The organism is Dickeya chrysanthemi NCPPB 402 (genome assembly GCF_000406105.1).
Classification (GTDB): domain Bacteria; phylum Pseudomonadota; class Gammaproteobacteria; order Enterobacterales; family Enterobacteriaceae; genus Dickeya; species Dickeya chrysanthemi.
In genome coordinates, this window is the sequence record NZ_CM001974.1 from 209744 (window position 1) to 226283 (window position 16540).

At 55.2% G+C, this 16540-nt stretch carries 15 protein-coding genes and 4 tRNA genes; 18 read left to right on the forward strand and 1 reads right to left on the reverse strand.

What is annotated here, in order from left to right:
* The first annotated feature begins 7 nt into the window (after positions 1-7).
* From rffA to DCH402_RS01085, 10 genes are all read left to right on the forward strand, one after another.
* Entirely contained in the window at positions 8-1138 is a 1131-nt protein-coding gene (rffA, locus tag DCH402_RS01040) for a dTDP-4-amino-4,6-dideoxygalactose transaminase (RefSeq protein ID WP_039999123.1), read from the forward strand.
* Positions 1138-2388 carry a lipid III flippase WzxE gene (gene wzxE / locus DCH402_RS01045; protein ID WP_039999125.1) on the forward strand — a complete coding sequence of 417 codons (1251 nt, stop codon included), beginning with the start codon at positions 1138-1140 and terminating at the stop codon, positions 2386-2388. The genes rffA and wzxE overlap by 1 nt, the downstream gene beginning before the upstream one ends.
* A complete protein-coding gene (locus DCH402_RS01050) occupies positions 2385-3470 on the forward strand; it encodes a TDP-N-acetylfucosamine:lipid II N-acetylfucosaminyltransferase (RefSeq protein ID WP_039999127.1) in 1086 nt (361 codons plus the stop codon). Before wzxE ends, DCH402_RS01050 begins: the two co-directional genes overlap by 4 nt.
* Complete coding sequence (gene wzyE, locus DCH402_RS01055; RefSeq protein ID WP_039999129.1) at positions 3463-4791, forward strand: ECA oligosaccharide polymerase; 1329 nt, start codon at positions 3463-3465, stop codon at positions 4789-4791. Before DCH402_RS01050 ends, wzyE begins: the two co-directional genes overlap by 8 nt.
* Positions 4788-5522 (forward strand): lipopolysaccharide N-acetylmannosaminouronosyltransferase, encoded by a 735-nt coding sequence (gene wecG, locus DCH402_RS01060; RefSeq protein ID WP_039999131.1) that lies wholly within the window; start codon positions 4788-4790, stop codon positions 5520-5522. Before wzyE ends, wecG begins: the two co-directional genes overlap by 4 nt.
* 287 nt (positions 5523-5809) lie before the next feature.
* Positions 5810-7204: a bifunctional threonine/serine APC transporter ThrP gene (thrP, locus tag DCH402_RS01065; protein ID WP_039999133.1), complete on the forward strand. Its 1395-nt coding sequence runs from the start codon at positions 5810-5812 to the stop codon at positions 7202-7204.
* A gap of 147 nt (positions 7205-7351) precedes the next feature.
* Positions 7352-7428: transfer RNA gene (locus DCH402_RS01070), tRNA-Arg, on the forward strand.
* An 82-nt stretch (positions 7429-7510) separates the two neighbouring features.
* Positions 7511-7586, forward strand: a tRNA-His gene (locus tag DCH402_RS01075).
* Positions 7587-7605: 19 nt separating this feature from the next.
* Positions 7606-7691: transfer RNA gene (locus DCH402_RS01080), tRNA-Leu, on the forward strand.
* A gap of 27 nt (positions 7692-7718) precedes the next feature.
* Positions 7719-7795 (forward strand) — tRNA-Pro (locus tag DCH402_RS01085).
* Between the two features lie 93 nt (positions 7796-7888).
* Here DCH402_RS01085 and DCH402_RS01090 read toward each other — a convergent pair.
* Positions 7889-8698, reverse strand: coding sequence for an amino acid ABC transporter substrate-binding protein (locus tag DCH402_RS01090; protein WP_081642115.1), 810 nt, complete (start codon positions 8696-8698; stop codon positions 7889-7891).
* 303 nt (positions 8699-9001) lie between these two features.
* Here DCH402_RS01090 and DCH402_RS01095 point away from each other — a divergent pair, with 303 nt between their 5' ends.
* The 8 genes from DCH402_RS01095 to DCH402_RS01130 all read left to right on the forward strand — a co-directional run bounded on the left by DCH402_RS01095 (position 9002) and on the right by DCH402_RS01130 (position 16196).
* Positions 9002-10075, forward strand: coding sequence for an iron-containing alcohol dehydrogenase family protein (locus tag DCH402_RS01095; protein ID WP_039999134.1), 1074 nt, complete (start codon positions 9002-9004; stop codon positions 10073-10075).
* A gap of 78 nt (positions 10076-10153) precedes the next feature.
* Positions 10154-10489, forward strand: coding sequence for a nuclear transport factor 2 family protein (locus DCH402_RS01100; RefSeq protein WP_039999136.1), 336 nt, complete (start codon positions 10154-10156; stop codon positions 10487-10489).
* A 257-nt stretch (positions 10490-10746) separates the two neighbouring features.
* A complete protein-coding gene (gene purB, locus DCH402_RS01105; RefSeq protein ID WP_039999138.1) occupies positions 10747-12111 on the forward strand; it encodes an adenylosuccinate lyase in 1365 nt (454 codons plus the stop codon).
* 11 nt (positions 12112-12122) lie between these two features.
* Positions 12123-12647 carry a GNAT family N-acetyltransferase gene (locus DCH402_RS01110; protein WP_039999140.1) on the forward strand — a complete coding sequence of 175 codons (525 nt, stop codon included), beginning with the start codon at positions 12123-12125 and terminating at the stop codon, positions 12645-12647.
* Positions 12648-12660: 13 nt separating this feature from the next.
* Entirely contained in the window at positions 12661-13440 is a 780-nt protein-coding gene (locus tag DCH402_RS01115; RefSeq protein WP_039999142.1) for an amino acid ABC transporter substrate-binding protein, read from the forward strand.
* A gap of 72 nt (positions 13441-13512) precedes the next feature.
* Positions 13513-14184, forward strand: a complete 672-nt coding sequence (locus tag DCH402_RS01120) for an amino acid ABC transporter permease (RefSeq protein ID WP_039999144.1) — start codon at positions 13513-13515, stop codon at positions 14182-14184.
* Between the two features lie 9 nt (positions 14185-14193).
* A complete protein-coding gene (locus DCH402_RS01125; protein WP_039999146.1) occupies positions 14194-14955 on the forward strand; it encodes an amino acid ABC transporter ATP-binding protein in 762 nt (253 codons plus the stop codon).
* A gap of 80 nt (positions 14956-15035) precedes the next feature.
* Positions 15036-16196, forward strand: coding sequence for a M20 peptidase aminoacylase family protein (locus tag DCH402_RS01130; protein WP_039999148.1), 1161 nt, complete (start codon positions 15036-15038; stop codon positions 16194-16196).
* Positions 16197-16540: the final 344 nt, after the last annotated feature.

Consider the following 16540-nt stretch of genomic DNA (forward strand, 5'->3'; position numbering starts at 1 on the left):
TGACGAGATGATCCCTTTTAACGCCCCCCCGGTAGTGGGATCGGAACTGGAGTATATGCAGGCGGCGATGCGTAGCGGCAAACTTAGCGGCGACGGCATGTTTACCCTCCGTTGTCAGCAGTGGCTGGAGCATTACTCGGGCAGTTGCAAAGTGCTGTTGACGCCTTCCTGTACCGCGTCGTTGGAAATGGCGGCGTTGTTGCTGAATATCCAGCCCGGCGATGAAGTGATCATGCCGAGTTATACCTTTGTCTCCACCGCCAACGCCTTTGTGCTGCGTGGCGCCACCATTGTGTTTGTCGATATCCGACCGGATACCCTCAATCTGGATGAAAACCGCATTGCAGCGGCGATTACGAACAAGACGCGTGCCATCGTCGTGGTGCATTACGCCGGTGTGGGCTGCGACATGAACGCCATTATGACGTTGGCGCAGCAACACGGGCTGTTTGTGGTGGAAGACGCCGCGCAGGGGATGATGTCGCACTATCAGGACCGGCCGTTGGGCGCTATCGGCCATATCGGTTGCTTTAGTTTCCATGAAACCAAGAATTACACCGCAGGCGGAGAAGGCGGCGCGACGCTGATCAACGACCCCGAGCTGGCGGCGCGGGCCGAGATCATCCGTGAGAAAGGCACCAACCGCAGCCAGTTCTTTCGTGGCCAGGCGGATAAGTACACCTGGCGCGATATCGGCTCCAGTTATCTGATGGCGGATATTCAGGCGGCGTATCTGTGGGGGCAACTGGAGGCGGCGCAGCGCATCCATGACCGGCGTCTGGCGTTATGGCGACATTATGCGCACGCCTTCGCGCCGCTGGCGGCGTCGGGTCGCGTAACATTGCCGGTGATCCCGGCGGATTGCCGTCACAACGGTCATCTGTTTTTCCTGCGCCTGGGTAATGAAGCGGAGCGCTCGGCGTTTATCAGCCATATGAAAGCCGCGGACATACTAACAGTGTTTCACTACATTCCGTTGCACGCCAGCCCGGCGGGGCGGCGGTTTGGCCGCTTTGTCGGCGAAGACCGCCATACCACGCGGGAAAGCGAACGGCTGGTGCGCCTGCCGCTGTTCTACAACTTGTCTGATGCTGACCAGCGTACCGTCATCCATTCGGTGCTGAGTTTCTTTTCCTGATGTCGCTGGCGCGGGCATCGCTGTGGACGGCGGCCTCCACACTGGTCAAAATCGGCGCGGGGCTGGTGGTCGTCAAACTGCTGGCGATGACGTTCGGCCCGGAAGGCGTGGGGCTGGCCGGTAACTACCGCCAGTTGATCACCGTACTGGGGGTGATGGCCGGCGCGGGCATCGCCAACGGCGTGACCCGGGCGGTGGCCGCCACACCGCCGGACCCAGACCGCCCCAATCCGCTGCTGGGAACGGCGGTATCACTGTCGATGGGGTTCTCGTTGTTGCTGGCGTTGTCGCTATGGTTGCTGTCTGCGCCGTTATCGCGCCTGCTGTTTGGTGATGATGCCTACCAACCGGTCATGCGGGCGCTGGCTTGTCTGCAACTGGGGATCGCGCTGGCCAGCCTGCTACTGGCGATACTGAAAGGGTATCGGGATGTGCAAGGCAATGCGCTGGCTGTGATAGCTGGCAGCCTGCTGGGTGCCGTGGCATATGGCGTGAGTTTCTGGCTCGGGGCTTATACCGGTGCGCTGGTGGGCCTGGCGCTGATGCCGGCGTTGGTGTGCGTGCCTGCGTTGGTACTGTTATTACGGCGAACGCCGCTATATTTGCGAGCACTCACACCGTTCTGGTCATGGCCGTTGGCGGCTCAGTTAACCCGGTTCAGCCTGATGACGTTGATGACTGCCGTGACGCTGCCCGTCGGTTACGTAATGATGCGAAACCTGCTGGCCGCTCATTACACCTGGCAGGAGGTCGGGCTATGGCAGGGGATGACGACCATTTCCGATGCCTGGCTGCAGTTTATTACCGCTTCGTTTACCGTTTATCTGCTGCCTGCGCTGGCGCGCCTGCAGGATAAAAATGCCGTCCGATATGAGATTTTCAGCGCATTGCGGTGGGTGCTGCCGGTGGCGGCGCTGGTGGCCGCGGCGATTTGGCTGGCCCGCGATGTGGCGATTCATATCCTGTTTTCCGGCGCGTTTTCGTCCATGCGAGGGCTGTTTGCATGGCAACTGGCGGGTGATGTATTGAAAGTGGGTGCTTACGTTTTTGGTTATCTGGTGATCGCCAAAGCCTCGCTGCGGTTCTATGTGCTGGCGGAACTCAGTCAGTTTCTGCTGTTGACCGGGTTTGCCCGCTGGCTGATTCCATTGCATGGCGCGCTGGGCGCATCGCAGGCGTATCTGGCAACCTATGCGGTCTATTTTTTGTTGTGTTGCGGCGTTTTCATGCTGTATTGCAGGCGAGCATGACCACACTTATTCATGTCCTGGGGGCGGACATACCCCACCATAATCAAACGGTGTTGCGTTTCTTTAATGACACGTTGGCGACGTCGCTGCCGTTGTATCAGGTCCGTCGGTTCATGGTCGTTTCGGCGGCGGAACTCTCCGTGCCGGCCTATCCGATGTTGCAGATAGCGCGTTTCGCTGACCAGAAAGCGCTGGCGCGTGCCGTGGTGGCGCAGGCACGGGAAGATCGGTCAGTGCGTTTCTTTTTTCACGGCCAGTTTAACCCCTGGTTGTGGCTGGCGTTGCTGTGTGGCGGTATCCGCCCGACGCAGGCCTACTGGCATATCTGGGGCGCAGACCTGTATGAAGAAGCCCGTGGCTGGCGCTACCGCTGGTTTTACCGCCTGCGGCGACTGGCGCAACGACGGCTCGCTCGGGTGTTCGCCACGCGCGGCGATATCGATTATTTCCGGCGGCGTTATCCGGCCGCGGCGACATCGCAGCTCTATTTTCCCACCCGCATGGGCTCGTACGCGGCGAGTCCAGATGAAAAAGCGCCGGATGCGCCGCTGACTATTCTGGTCGGCAACTCCGGCGATCGCAGCAACCGTCATCTGGCGGCGCTTGACGCCATCCATCGTCAGTTTGGCATGCAGGTGTGGGTGATCGTGCCGATGGGTTACCCGGCCGGTAATCATGCCTACGTTGAGCAAGTATCGCAGCATGGGCTGGCGTTGTTCGGCGCTGAACGCTGCCGTGTCCTGCGTGAATCACTGGCGTTCGACGACTATCTGGCGTTGTTGCGCACTTGCGATCTGGGCTACTTCCTGTTTCACCGTCAGCAGGGGATCGGCACCTTGTGTTTGTTGATCCAACTGGGTGTGCCGTTCGTTATCAGCCGTCATAACCCGTTCCGGCAGGATTTGGCGGAACAGCGCTTGCCGGTGTTGCTGGGCGAGGAGAAGCTGAACGAAATCATGGTGCGTGATGCACGTGAACAACTGAGGCGGGTAGATACCCGGCAGATTGCGTTCTTTAGCCCCGGCTATGAATCAGGATGGCGACAGGCATTGGCGTTAGCAGCGGGAGACGACGATGACTGAGTGGACGTTTTTCGGGTTGTGGCTGGTCTGGCTGTGTGGCGGCGGCGTGGTGCTGTGGCTGTGCGGATGCGAGTTTCGCCGCTGGCGTTTCAACTTCAACGTGCTGTTTTCGTTGCTGTACTTACTGACGTTCTACTTCGGCTTTCCGTTGACCGCCGTGCTGATATTTCGTTTTGGCGTGGAGACGGCCTCACCGCTGAATTTGTTATTGGCGCTGCTGTCCGCCACGGCATTTTATGTCATCTATTATGTCAGCTATCACACCCGGCTACGGCCGGTGCCGCCGGCATCGCGTCCGTTGCCGCTGACTATGACGCGGCTGGAAGCGCTTCTCACCGGTGGGTTGCTGGCGCTGGTGGCGCTGACGACCGCAGCGGTGTTTTTTGCCAACAACGGCCTGTTGCTGTTCAAGCTCAGCTCCTACAGCCAGATCTTTTCTCGCGATATCGCCGGCGTCGCCCTGAAGCGCTTCTTCTATTTCTTTATTCCCGCCATGTTGATGTGGTATTTCCTGCACCAGACCCGACGTGCCTGGCTGATTTTCCTGTTGGCGACGGTCGCGTTTGGCGGGTTGACCTACCTGCTGGTGGGGGGGACTCGCGCCAATATCATCATCGCTTTCGCTCTGTTTCTGTTTATCGGCCTGCAACGCGGCTGGATTGCGCTGTGGATGCTGGCGGCGGCAGGCTGCGTCGGTATTGTGGCGATGTTCTGGCTGGCGCTCAAACGATACGGGCTGGATGTGCGCGGTGAGCAAGCGTTTTATACGTTCTTGTATTTAACGCGGGATACCTTTTCGCCGTGGGAAAATCTGGCGACGTTGTGGCAACATCTTGACCAGATTACCTTGCAGGGTCTGGCACCCATCGTGCGGGATTTTTATGTCTTTATTCCCACCTGGCTGTGGCCGGAGCGGCCGCCGCTGGTGCTGAATAGCGCCAACTATTTCACCTGGGAAGTGCTGAATTACCATGCCGGGCTGGCGATATCGCCGACCTTGCTCGGCTCGTTGTTGATCATGGGCGGACCGCTGCTTATCCCGCCGGGCGCCGTCGCGGTCGGGTTGCTCATCAGAGGGTTTGATAGCCTTTACCGTTACGGGCGGCAGGCGGAAAACCGTTATCTGTCGGCCGTATTGCAGGCGTTCTGCTTTGGTGCGGTGTTCAATCTGATCGTGCTGGTGCGAGAAGGCGTCGATGCGTTTGTCTCGCGGGTGGTGTTTTTCTGTCTGATCTTCGCTGCCTGCCTGCTGGCGGCCAAGTTGTTGTACTGGCTGCTGTTGCGTGCCGGTGTGGTGGTGAGTCAAGGAGAAGTGGAATGAATGATGTGCCGCAGTACGCCATTCGCGGCATCCCGGTGCAGGGGTTTCGGGACCGGGAACAGTGTGTGTCGACGCTGTTTGCGGGCGGCTCGCCGCAGGCGGGAACGCTGATTGCCATCAATGCTGAAAAGGTGTTGGCTGCCGAGCACGATGCGACATTGCGTGAACTGATGGGACAGGAAGGGCACTGTAACTATGCCGACGGTATCAGCGTCGTGTGCTCTATTCGCCGCAAGTATCCGGGCGCGCAGGTGGAACGTATCGCCGGCGCTGACTTGTGGGAAGCGTTGATGCAGCGCGCCGGACAGATGGGAACGCCGGTGTTTTTGCTGGGCGGCAAACCCGCGGTGCTGGCGGAAACCGAACGCAAGTTGCGCGAGCAGTGGCAGGTCAACATTGTGGGTGTGCAGGACGGTTATTTTGCGCCGGAACAGCGTCAGTCCGTTCTGGCGCGCGTACGTGACAGCGGCGCTCAACTGGTGACGGTGGCGCTGGGTTCGCCCCGGCAGGAGTTGCTGATACGTGATTGCCGCCAGCTATACCCTGATGCGCTCTATATGGGGGTGGGCGGCACCTATGATGTGTTTACCGGTCAGGTTAAGCGCGCCCCGCTGACGTGGCAGCGTTATGGGGTGGAATGGCTGTATCGCTTGTTGACGCAACCCAGCCGTTTTCGCCGCCAACTCAAACTATTACGCTATCTGGCCTGGCATGTCGGCGGCAGACTTTAGGCTCGCCTTATCGCGATATCAACCTGGTTTTTTTCATACCGCCCCACTTTTTTCCCGGCTTTATCGTTGTGATCAAGATCTGTCCGCGCTGTTTATTTCATCATATTCAGGTACGGGAAAGGTAGGAATCCGGTTTGCATTGCGGTATCTTCTCGGCCGTTTTTTCGGTCGGGGAGCTGTTATGCCTTGCCGGGAGAGAGTCGGTATCCCCTTTAAAGCATGATGGGTATAAAACAATAACGCTTTTGATACCGGCGTAAAAAGGATCCATTGAAGACAGAGGTTATATGGCAAATACAGAAAAACAGGACAAGCTCCACCGTGGGCTGGAAGCGCGACATATCGAGCTTATCGCGCTGGGCGGCACCATTGGTGTGGGGTTGTTCATGGGAGCGGCAAGCGCCCTGAAATGGGCCGGGCCGTCCGTGCTGCTGGCCTATATCGTGGCGGGCGTTTTTGTGTTCTTTATTATGCGCTCGATGGGCGAAATGCTGTTTCTGGAGCCGGTAACCGGTTCGTTCGCGGTTTACGCCCACAATTACCTGAGCCCGTTCTTCGGCTATCTCACGGCCTGGGGGTACTGGTTCATGTGGATGGCGGTGGGGATTTCGGAAATTACCGCTATCGGCGTGTATGTACAGTACTGGTTCCCGACGCTACCGCAGTGGATACCGGCGATTGGCGCGGTGGCGCTGGTGGCTGCCGCTAATCTGGCTGCCGTTCGGTTGTACGGTGAAATTGAGTTCTGGTTCTCGATGATCAAGATCACCACCATTGTGGTGATGATCGTGGTGGGTGTGGGCATTATTTTCTTTGGCATCGGCAATCACGGCCAGGCGACCGGGTTCACCAACCTGACCGAACATGGCGGCTTTCTGGCGGGCGGCTGGAAAGGGTTGTTGTTTGCGCTCTGTCTGGTAGTGGCGTCTTATCAGGGGGTAGAGCTGGTCGGTATTACCGCCGGTGAAGCGCGCAATCCGCAGGTGACGCTGAAACGGGCGATCAACAATATCCTGTGGCGTATTCTGATTTTCTATGTCGGCGCCATTTTCGTGATTGTGACCATTTTCCCGTGGAATGAAATCGGCACGTCCGGCAGTCCGTTTGTGCTGACCTTTGCCAAAATCGGCATTACTGCCGCCGCCGGCATCATCAACTTCGTGGTGCTGACTGCGGCGTTGTCCGGTTGCAACAGCGGTATGTATAGCTGTGGGCGTATGCTCTATTCGCTGGCTAACAACCGCCAGTTGCCGGCGGCATTGGGCCGTGTAACGGCAGGCGGTGTGCCGGCCATCGGCGTCATGGTGTCGATTCTGTGCCTGGTGGCGGGTTCTGCATTGAACTACGTTATTCCTAACCCGGAAAAAGTGTTCGTGTACGTCTACAGCGCCAGCGTATTGCCGGGCATGATTCCTTGGTTTGTGGTGCTGATCAGCCAGTTGCGTTTTCGCCAGCAACACCAGTCGGCGATTGCCGGCCATCCGTTCAAGTCCATTCTGTTCCCGTGGGTGAATTACCTGACGATGGCGTTTCTCCTCTGTGTGCTGGTCGGGATGTATATCAACGAAGACACGCGCATGTCGCTGGTGGTCGGCGGTATTTTCCTGGCGGCGGTCAGCCTGATTTATGTGGCGCTGGGGTTAGGTAAGAAACAGATGCAAATGCAGACCGAAGCAGAGTAATCGTGGCTGGCGGCGGGTGGTGACGGTGGATTGAAGCGGCTTTTGACCGTAAATGAGCAAAGCATAAGCAAACGCATCATTTCTGTGAAAAAAGCACTGGACAGCCCCCTATTAAATCCGTACTATCCCCACCCGCAACGGCGCTACGCGCCCGTAGCTCAGCTGGATAGAGCGCTGCCCTCCGGAGGCAGAGGTCTCAGGTTCGAATCCTGTCGGGCGCGCCATTAAGTTGGGCGCGGGAGCTGCGGAGGTACTTATTACCCCGTAAATCGAGTACCGGAATACGTAGTAAAGCAGTGGTATATGGTGGCTATAGCTCAGTTGGTAGAGCCCTGGATTGTGATTCCAGTTGTCGTGGGTTCGAGTCCCATTAGCCACCCCAGTTTTAAAGTTTGTGACGCGCGAAGGTGGCGGAATTGGTAGACGCGCTAGCTTCAGGTGTTAGTGTCCTTAGGACGTGAGGGTTCAAGTCCCTCTCTTCGCACCACACAGACGATTAGCATGACATCATGATCGGCGAGTAGCGCAGCTTGGTAGCGCAACTGGTTTGGGACCAGTGGGTCGGAGGTTCGAATCCTCTCTCGCCGACCATCCCATTCTTAAGAAACGGCAGTCCATACGGACTGCCGTTTTTTGCTTTTAGCTCACGGTAAAAAACGTCGTGGTTGAGGCGAAACAAGTCACTTATTCCGCTTTACTGTTTTCAAGCACCTTATCGCTACCGAAATATTTCTCTGCCAGCGCTTTTAGCTGACCATTCTGACGCAGTTCCTGTATTTGTTGGTTAAACTCCGCCAGTAATTTGTTACCTTCCGTTGTCTTGGCGAACGGGAAGGAAACTTGTTCGTTTGAGATGGGGCTACCGACCAGTTTTAGCGGCAAGTGACGCTTGTTAATTTCTGCCAGCAGGATGGGGCGCGAGTTAACATAGCCCTGAACACGGTTATTGATAACATCATTAATGGCACCATCGCGGGTTTCATAGGTGCGAATGGTAACGTCATTATTGGGGAAAGCGTTGCGCAGATTGGTGACATGAGTAGAACCCAGCACGCCAGATACCGTTTTACCTTTAAGATCATCCAGAGATTGAATGTCTTTGTTGTTAATACTGGTGACGACTTGCGATGCGTAGTTGAGATACGTGTTGGTGAAGTCGTATTTTTTCTGACGCTCGGTTGTTTTCACAAAATTATTGGCGACAGTATCCAATTTTCCTGCTTCCAGTTGGCCCATCAGTCCGCTGAAATCAGCAGTGGTCCAGACTATCCGGTAACCCAGTTTATGGGCGATGGTTTCTGCCACTTCCACATCATAACCTACTAATGTGCCGTTCTCTTTATAAGAACCCGGAAAACTTTGACCTGTGGTGCCCACGCGTAGCACTTTATTCTGCGTCTCCGCACTCCTGTTGTTATCGCAGCCAACCAGCATTACGGCGGCAAGAAGAGGGAATAGTGCAGTACTGAGGTAGCGAGTCAATCGGGTTCTCATTATGTGATTCCTGTATGAACATTCCTGGTTTGGATAGGGTCGGGTTTGATAGCGGTATCTGTCGCAACGTATTCATCAGCTCTGGGGTAATTACAGGTAAAAACAGTGGGATAAGCATTAAAAACGGTGATGGATCGTTGTTTGTAGAAGGGACTATATCATTCAAAATAAAGGAGAATTTATACCATCATATTATATCTTATCATTATTTGAGTGGTTACAACGCGCAGACAGGATTTTACTATTGTGTTCTGTAGGCTGTGCGAATGGGTTGGTACAGCATAGAGACATCAAGGAACTGCTATGTTTGCCATAAAATCCCCTGGGGTCTATCACCATCAGTCAGGTTTGCTGTCACGCATCGGTGAGTTAATTGCACCGTTTTCGGGTCGTATCGCGGTATTAACCAGCCCGCGAGCTTGGGATGCGGTGCAAAGTAGGCTGTCTGAGAGTTTGACGAAGGCTGACGTACAGTTTGCCGTGCATCTGTTGGAAGGTGAATGTACGCGCGATGCTATCGCATACCATCGGCATCAAATTGCCCAACAGGGCGTTCATTTTGTGCTGGGTGTCGGCGGTGGCCGAGTGATGGACTGCGCCAAAGCGGTTGCTGACGGATTGGACAACGGCCAGGTCGCGACTTTGCCGACGATTGCTGCCACCTGTGCTGCCTGGTCTCCTATCAGTATCTTGTATGATGAACGGGGCGGGCATCAGGGAACGCAGGTATTACAGCGTATGCCTGAGATGGTGCTGGTGGACAGTGATGTGATTGCCCGTAGCGGTGTGCGCTATTTGAAAGCAGGGATCGTCGATGCCCTTGCCAAATGGTATGAGTTTCAACCCTATCTGGCGAAAAACAGCGATAATCTGGCGCTGAACCTCAAAATACAGGCGGCGGCGCTCGCGAAAGACACTTTTGTACAATGGGGCGAACAGGCTTTGCATGACAATGCAGAACAGCGGGTCACACGGGCATTGCAAAAGGTGATCGATGCCAATATTGCCTTGGCAGGACTGGCTAACAGTATGCGTGATGATTCACCTTCGCCTGGCGTCGCCCACGCGATTCATAATCGCATGACACACCTTCCTGAATTGCATGACTGGCTACACGGCGAGAAAGTAGGATACGGATTACGGGTACAGTCGCTGTTGGCGCGTGGCGACGGCTCGGTTGATCCCGATTTGCTGGCACACTTACAGCGTTATGATGCTCCCGCACGTTTACCGGCGTCGGAGGCGCGTTATGTCGAACTGGCAGAAACACTGTCTGAAACATTTAAATTTCCAGAGACGAGTGCCGCTTTGCTGCCATTTTCGCTCACACCAGAGACAATTCGGCACGCGGTGCTTGCGACGCAGTACAGCGCCTGATTTGCTTTTCATCCCCGATTGGAGTATCTCTTTATTTGAATTTTTATTCACTTAAATTGCATTTAAATGGGGATTGAGATGTCGATTATTGCGCCGGTAGAAAAACAGTTTGCTGCTTATAACGCCCATGATTTGGCGGCTTTTTCCGCCTGTTTTCATGAGAACTTCCGGGCTTATCGCATGCCGTCGGAAAGTCCGTCCATAGTGGGGAAAGCCGCGTTGACGGCGTTTTATCGCGATCACCGTTTCAGTAATCCGGCACTGCGTGCTGAACTGGTGTCCCGTACGGTACTGGGTAACCAGGTTTTTGATCATGAAAAGATTTACGGCCTCAGCCCTGAGCCTGTCGAAAGTATCGCCGTGTTTGAAGTGAAAGACGGGTTGATTACGACGGCATGGTTCTACTTTGCCTAGTCGCCGCTTAGTCGTCATGTTCGCGGAGGCGCCATCATTGCGTAGTTATGCAGATGCTGTGGTTTCCGCCATGACCCGCCCGTCAATGTGGTTGCAAAATAAATAATTGTGAGCGAAATCATAAAACAATAAAGCATATGTTAGATCGATCGGGTATATAGGCGGGAATATCGCCGGTGATATAGTCGCCAACAAACAACAGCGTCGTCTTGACCCGCCTCTCTTTCCCCCATTATTACAATGTAAACGAGTGAGTTATGGCATCACATCTGATTGATTTTCTTCTTATTGGAAATAATTTTGGCACACCAGAAATGCGCGCCGTATGGTCAGAGCAAAATCGTCTGACCCGCCAGGTTGACGTGGAAATCGCGTTAGCGCTGGCAGAAGGCGAACTGGGTGTCATTCCGCAGGACGCGGCCAACACCATTGCTTCCCACGCCAACGCCAGTGCCCTGAATATTGAAGAGATCGCCCAGGATGTGGTGCGCATGAAGCACTCTCTGATGCCGACTATCGCCGCGATTCAAAAGCAGTGCGGCGAAGCCGGCGAGTATATCCATTATGGCGTGACCACGCAGGATGTGGTGGATACCGCCACCGTGCTGCAACTGCGTCAGGCATTCGACATTGTGGTACGTGACACCCGGCTGGTCGCTATTGAACTGAAACGGCTGGCGAAGAAATACCAGTATACGTTGATGACCGGCCGTACCCACGGTATGCAGGCGTTGCCGACCACCTTCGGTTTCAAGCTGGCGGTATGGCTGGACGAGTTCGTGCGTCACCTGCAACGCCTGAATGAAATCCGCGATCGGGTGCTGGTAGGCAATATCAACGGCGCTATCGGCACCTACGCCTCTTTTGGCGAATTGGGGCCGGAAATCGAACGCCACACCCTGACCCGTCTGGGCTTGAATACCCCGAATATTGGCTGGCAGTCTGCCCGCGACCGCTTCTCGGAGTACGCGTCGGTGGCGGTGCTGGTAAGCGGTACGCTCGGTAAAATCGGCAACGAGCTGTACAACCTGATGCGTACCGAAATCAACGAAATCGAAGAACCGTTCTCCGAAGGGAAGATCGGCTCTACCACCATGCCGCACAAACGCAATCCGGCCGCGCTGGAAGGGCTGGCCAGCCTGACGGCGCCGCTGTTCAAGAGCGCCGCCCTGATCCACGAATCGATGAAAGTCGAACACGAACGTGATGCCATGAGCTGGCGTGCGGAGTGGATAGCCCTGCCGGAAATCAACATCTATCTGTCGGCGCAATTGCAGAACGCGCTTGGTATTCTGCGTGGTATGTCGGTGAATGAAAAGCAGATGCGTGCCAATCTGGATTTGCAAAACGGCCTGCTGCTGTCGGAAAAGGTGATGTTTGAAATCGGCAAACTGCTTGGTAAGCAAACGGCCCATCATCTGGTGTACGAGTGCTCTATGGCGGCATTTGAGCAGAACCGTGAATTTAAAGCGTTGCTGCTGGAACACCCGGTACTGTCGCAGCACCTGACGGCGGATACGCTGGATACCTGGCTGGACCCGGCGAATTACGTTGGCAGTGCGCCGCAAAAAGTGGATGAGGTGATCCAGTACGCGGATAACACCGGCTTGCTGGCCGAATGACGGGAGACACAATGACTACCGTATTTCGTCAGGCGACGCTTGCCGATGATGACGCGTTTCTGGCGCTGGCGCTGGCCGCCTATGCACCGGTGCGCGAGCTCGGCATCAAGTTTGACGCCGCCTATGCGGACATCGACATGGTGCGCCGCCATCTGCGCAGCAATGGGGTGTACGTGATGGAGAAAGACGGGCGTCTGGCCGCGTCTGTCACCCTTCGCTATCCGTGGGGGCCGAATCCCGGTCCTTACGGGTTGCCGCACATCGGCTGGTTCGCCACGCATCCGGATTTTAAACAGCAAGGGCTGGGTAAACAGATGCTGGACTGGCTGGAGCAGGCGGTGCTGAAAGATCAGTTAAAAGCGCCTGCCGTGACGCTGGGTACCGCCAAACAGCACCCCTGGTTGCTGGAGATGTACCGGAAATATGGCTTTCAGGAAGTCGGCCAGGCGGATTTAGGGAAAGGACACCTCACGATTTATATGCGAAAAGTCCTGGATCAGGACCTGTATCTCCACTGGGAAAAGAAGCACCCCTAAGAGGCGTTATTCGATGACTATGAAAAAAATTATCCTCCCTGTTTTAGCCTTGTCAGCCGCCATTCTGGTTGCTGGTTGCGATTCTCAGAACAGCAACGAAAAGGTGCTGCGTATCGGCGCCACCGGGCAGAGTTATCCGAGTTCCTTCAAACAGGACAGCAAGCTGGTCGGGTTTGACGTGGAAGTGGCGGAGACTATCGCCAAGGATCTGAACTATAAAGTCGAGTGGGTGACGGCGGATTTCAGCGGCCTGATGGGGCAACTGGAAGCGAATAAGCTGGACACTATCGCCAACGTAGTGGCGATTACCCCGGCGCGTCAGGAGAAATACAGCTTCTCCACACCGTACAGCTACTACGGCAGTCAGATTGTCACGCATAAAGACAATACCGGCATCAATACGCTGGATGACCTGAAAGGGAAAACCGTGGCGGGTGTGCTGGGCTCCAACCACGTCAACAACCTGAAAAAAGCCTTCGCCGACGGCAGCGTGACGATTCGCACCTATGAAACCCGCGATGGCGCGATGAGCGATGCGCTGGCCAAGCGTGTTGAAGGTTACATCAATTCCCGCCCGATCCTGCTGGCGGAAATTAACAAACGCAACCTGCCGTTCAAGATGGTGGGTGAACCGCTGGTAGTCGAGCAGGTCGGTTTCCCATTCCATAAAGATCAGAAAGGCGACGAACTGCGCAAGAAGTTCGATGACGAACTGACCAAAATGCGCAACGATGGCCGCCTGAAAGCCCTGTCGGTTAAATACTTCGGTGAGGATATTACGGCGGGCAAATAACCTTGCTGGCTCACTCAACTTCTGCAACGCCAGCTCTATTGTGGGCTGGCGTTCGCTGTAATGGTATGGCTCATGAATATCGATCTTTCCTACCTGTTGAAGGTTTTTCCCCAGGTACTGATGTACTTACCCACCACACTGCTGCTGGCGGTGGTGTCGATGCTGATTGCCATCGTTTTAGGCTTGGTGCTGGCACTGGTTCGTGAGAGCCGGTTTGTGGTGGTGTCGAAACTGGTGGAAATCTATATTTCGCTGTTTCGCGGCATCCCGTCGCTGGTTCAGTTATTCATCATCTATTTTGGGTTGCCCCAGTTGTTCCCGTCGCTCAACGGCCTGTCTGCCATGACGGCGGCGATTATCGGTTTTAGCCTGAAAAACTCCGCTTATATGGCGGAAATTTTCCGGGCGGCGCTGGCGTCGGTGGATTTCGGCCAAACCGAAGCGGGTCTGTCGGTGGGAATGAATAAAGTGCAGATCTACCGCCGTATTGTGCTGCCGCAGGCGATGCTCAATGCGCTGCCGGCGACCGGCAACACCTTTATTTCACTGATTAAAGACACCTCGGTAGCCTTTGCGCTTGGTGTGTCGGAGTTGTTTGCCGAAGGTAAGATGATTGCGGCCGAATCGCTGCGCTTCTTCGAAACCTTCCTGGTGGTCGGGCTGATTTACTGGCTGCTCATCGTGGTCTATTCCTGGCTGCAATCTCAGTTGGAGAAGAAACTCAGCCACTCACGGCAGCGTTAAGGAGCCGACATGATTAGTGTAAAAAACCTGACTAAACGTTTTGGCGACCAGGTCGTGCTGAACAATATCAGTCTGGATATCGCGCAGGGCGAAGTGGTGGCGATTATCGGGCCTTCCGGCTCGGGCAAATCCACCCTGTTGCGGTGCCTGAATCTGCTGGAAAAACCGGAGTCCGGCGTTATCGCCATTGGTGAGCAGTCGCTGGATACCCGCCGCTATAGCGGCAAGGAAGAGTATGCGCTTCGGCGTCAGACGGCGATGGTATTCCAGAACTACAACCTGTTCAAAAACAAAACCGCGCTGGAAAACATCACCGAAGCCCTGATTGTGGTGAAGAAGATGCCGAAAAAGCGGGCGGACGAGATAGGGTTGTCGCTGCTGGAACTGGTGGGGCTGTTGCCGCAGGCGCATCAATACCCGGTGACGTTGTCTGGCGGCCAGCAGCAGCGTGTCAGCATTGCTCGTGCGCTGGCGGTGGATCCGAAAGCCATCCTGTTTGACGAACCGACCTCGGCGCTTGATCCGGAACGTGTACATGAAGTGCTGCAGGTTATCCAAAAACTGGCGGGACAGAACACCACCATGGTGATCGTGACCCATGAAATGCAGTTCGCCAAAGAAGTGGCGGACCGGGTGATCTTTATGGCTGATGGACACATCGTGGAGCAGGGACCAGCAGAGAAAGTGATCAGTTTCTCCGATAATCCACAGACCCGTCGTTTCCTGCGGCAGCTCACCACGATTCAGGAACCGTCAGAGTTCGATATCTGATTAATAACGTATTCACCTGCAGGCCCGGCTCGTCGGGCCAGCCCTATGATGACGGGGCAGAAGAAGAGGAGTGACCCTACATGAAAGAGTATGCTCAGCATGCGCCGTTGGCGCAGTTTATTCAGGCGTTTCGGCACGACTTGCATCAGCATCCGGAATTGTCCAATCAGGAGTTTGAAACCACGCGAAAAATTCGCGCCGTACTGGAAAAAGAAGGCATCCGCATCCTTGATCTACCGCTGAAAACCGGTCTGGTCGCGGAAGTCGGCGGCTTGCAGGATGGCCCGTTGGTGGTGGTACGTTCCGATATTGATGCACTGCCGATTGAAGAAGAGTCCGACGTCGAATTCAGTTCGAAGAATGCCGGCGTGATGCATGCCTGTGGACACGATTTTCACTCATCGGCGGCGCTGGGCGCGGCGATTTTGCTTAAACGCATCGAGCCGGAACTGAAAGGTACTGTGCGCATTCTGTTTCAGGCGGCGGAAGAAACCGGATTGGGCGCGCCGGAAGTGATTGCCGTCGGCGCGTTGGACGGTGCGACCGCCATTTTCGGCATTCATAACGACCCAACGTTACCGGTCGGCGTGATTGGCGGTAAAGACGGCGCACTGACCGCCGGGGTGGACCGTTTCGAAATCAAGATTGCCGCCAAAGGATGCCACGCCGCTAAACCGCATGAAGGCAACGATCCGATCATTATTCTGGGACAACTGATTTCCGCGGTGCAGACTATCATCAGCCGCACTGTGCCGTCAGACAACAACGCAGTGGTGTCGATAACTCAGGTACACAGCGGCAGCACCTGGAATGTGATTCCGGACACCGCCTATGTGGAAGGCACTGTGCGTACGTTCAGTCAGGAGGTGCGCGATTTGATCGAACAGCGTTTCCGCCAGATTGTCGCCGGTATCGCCAGCACTTTCGGCGCGGAAATCGAATTTATCTGGCACGCAGGGCCGCCGTCGGTAGTGAACACGCCGCACTGGGTGGATTTTGCGTTGCAGGTGGCGGATGCCGAAGGGTTTGAGGCGCGCCGCGTTGACGCCAGCCCGATCGGCGAAGACTTTGCGTTCTACCAGCAAAAGCTGCCGGGCACCTTTATGATGGTGGGTTCCGGCGGCCCGTACGCGCTGCATCACCCCAAATTCCGCGTGGATGACAAGGCGCTGTTCCCGACAGCGCATTATCTGTATCAACTGGCGAAGCAAAGCCTGGAGCAACTGTCGCAGACGGCCTGATTGCCAGCCATACCATGATTGACGACGACGGCCACGGTTATCCGTGGCCGTGTTGTCTCTGGCTCGGGTAAACATGGACTGTAGTTTTTTGACGACAGTGTCGGGGTTTGTTGTCGCTGATGAGAGACATATAACCCATTGAATTTTAATAAATATAAATAGCATCACCGGAAATGTCTCTGATTAGCGACAGTGTAAACAAGAGCGCACCTGGTTTCTCAGCAAGTAGGATGTACCGGTAGTCAACGCCAAGTCATCATTAATTCTTTATTTATCAATGAATAGATTTTTTTATCTGACTTTTATTTAAAGTTGGCACTATTAATGCATTATTGCGGGGGTAG

Bases quoted from the DNA above. Each gene is read 5' to 3' on its own strand.
- DCH402_RS01120 (WP_039999144.1), top strand. From the start codon at position 13,513: ATGAATATCGATCTTTCCTACCTGTTGAAGGTTTTTCCCCAGGTACTG.
- DCH402_RS01130 (WP_039999148.1), top strand. From the start codon at position 15,036: ATGAAAGAGTATGCTCAGCATGCGCCGTTGGCGCAGTTTATTCAGGCG.
- rffA (WP_039999123.1), top strand. From the start codon at position 8: ATGATCCCTTTTAACGCCCCCCCGGTAGTGGGATCGGAACTGGAGTAT.
- DCH402_RS01090 (WP_081642115.1), bottom strand. From the start codon at position 8,698: ATGAGAACCCGATTGACTCGCTACCTCAGTACTGCACTATTCCCTCTT.
- thrP (WP_039999133.1), top strand. From the start codon at position 5,810: ATGGCAAATACAGAAAAACAGGACAAGCTCCACCGTGGGCTGGAAGCG.
- wecG (WP_039999131.1), top strand. From the start codon at position 4,788: ATGAATGATGTGCCGCAGTACGCCATTCGCGGCATCCCGGTGCAGGGG.
- DCH402_RS01110 (WP_039999140.1), top strand. From the start codon at position 12,123: ATGACTACCGTATTTCGTCAGGCGACGCTTGCCGATGATGACGCGTTT.
- DCH402_RS01095 (WP_039999134.1), top strand. From the start codon at position 9,002: ATGTTTGCCATAAAATCCCCTGGGGTCTATCACCATCAGTCAGGTTTG.
- DCH402_RS01100 (WP_039999136.1), top strand. From the start codon at position 10,154: ATGTCGATTATTGCGCCGGTAGAAAAACAGTTTGCTGCTTATAACGCC.
- purB (WP_039999138.1), top strand. From the start codon at position 10,747: ATGGCATCACATCTGATTGATTTTCTTCTTATTGGAAATAATTTTGGC.
- DCH402_RS01115 (WP_039999142.1), top strand. From the start codon at position 12,661: ATGACTATGAAAAAAATTATCCTCCCTGTTTTAGCCTTGTCAGCCGCC.
- DCH402_RS01125 (WP_039999146.1), top strand. From the start codon at position 14,194: ATGATTAGTGTAAAAAACCTGACTAAACGTTTTGGCGACCAGGTCGTG.
- wzyE (WP_039999129.1), top strand. From the start codon at position 3,463: ATGACTGAGTGGACGTTTTTCGGGTTGTGGCTGGTCTGGCTGTGTGGC.
- DCH402_RS01050 (WP_039999127.1), top strand. From the start codon at position 2,385: ATGACCACACTTATTCATGTCCTGGGGGCGGACATACCCCACCATAAT.
- wzxE (WP_039999125.1), top strand. From the start codon at position 1,138: ATGTCGCTGGCGCGGGCATCGCTGTGGACGGCGGCCTCCACACTGGTC.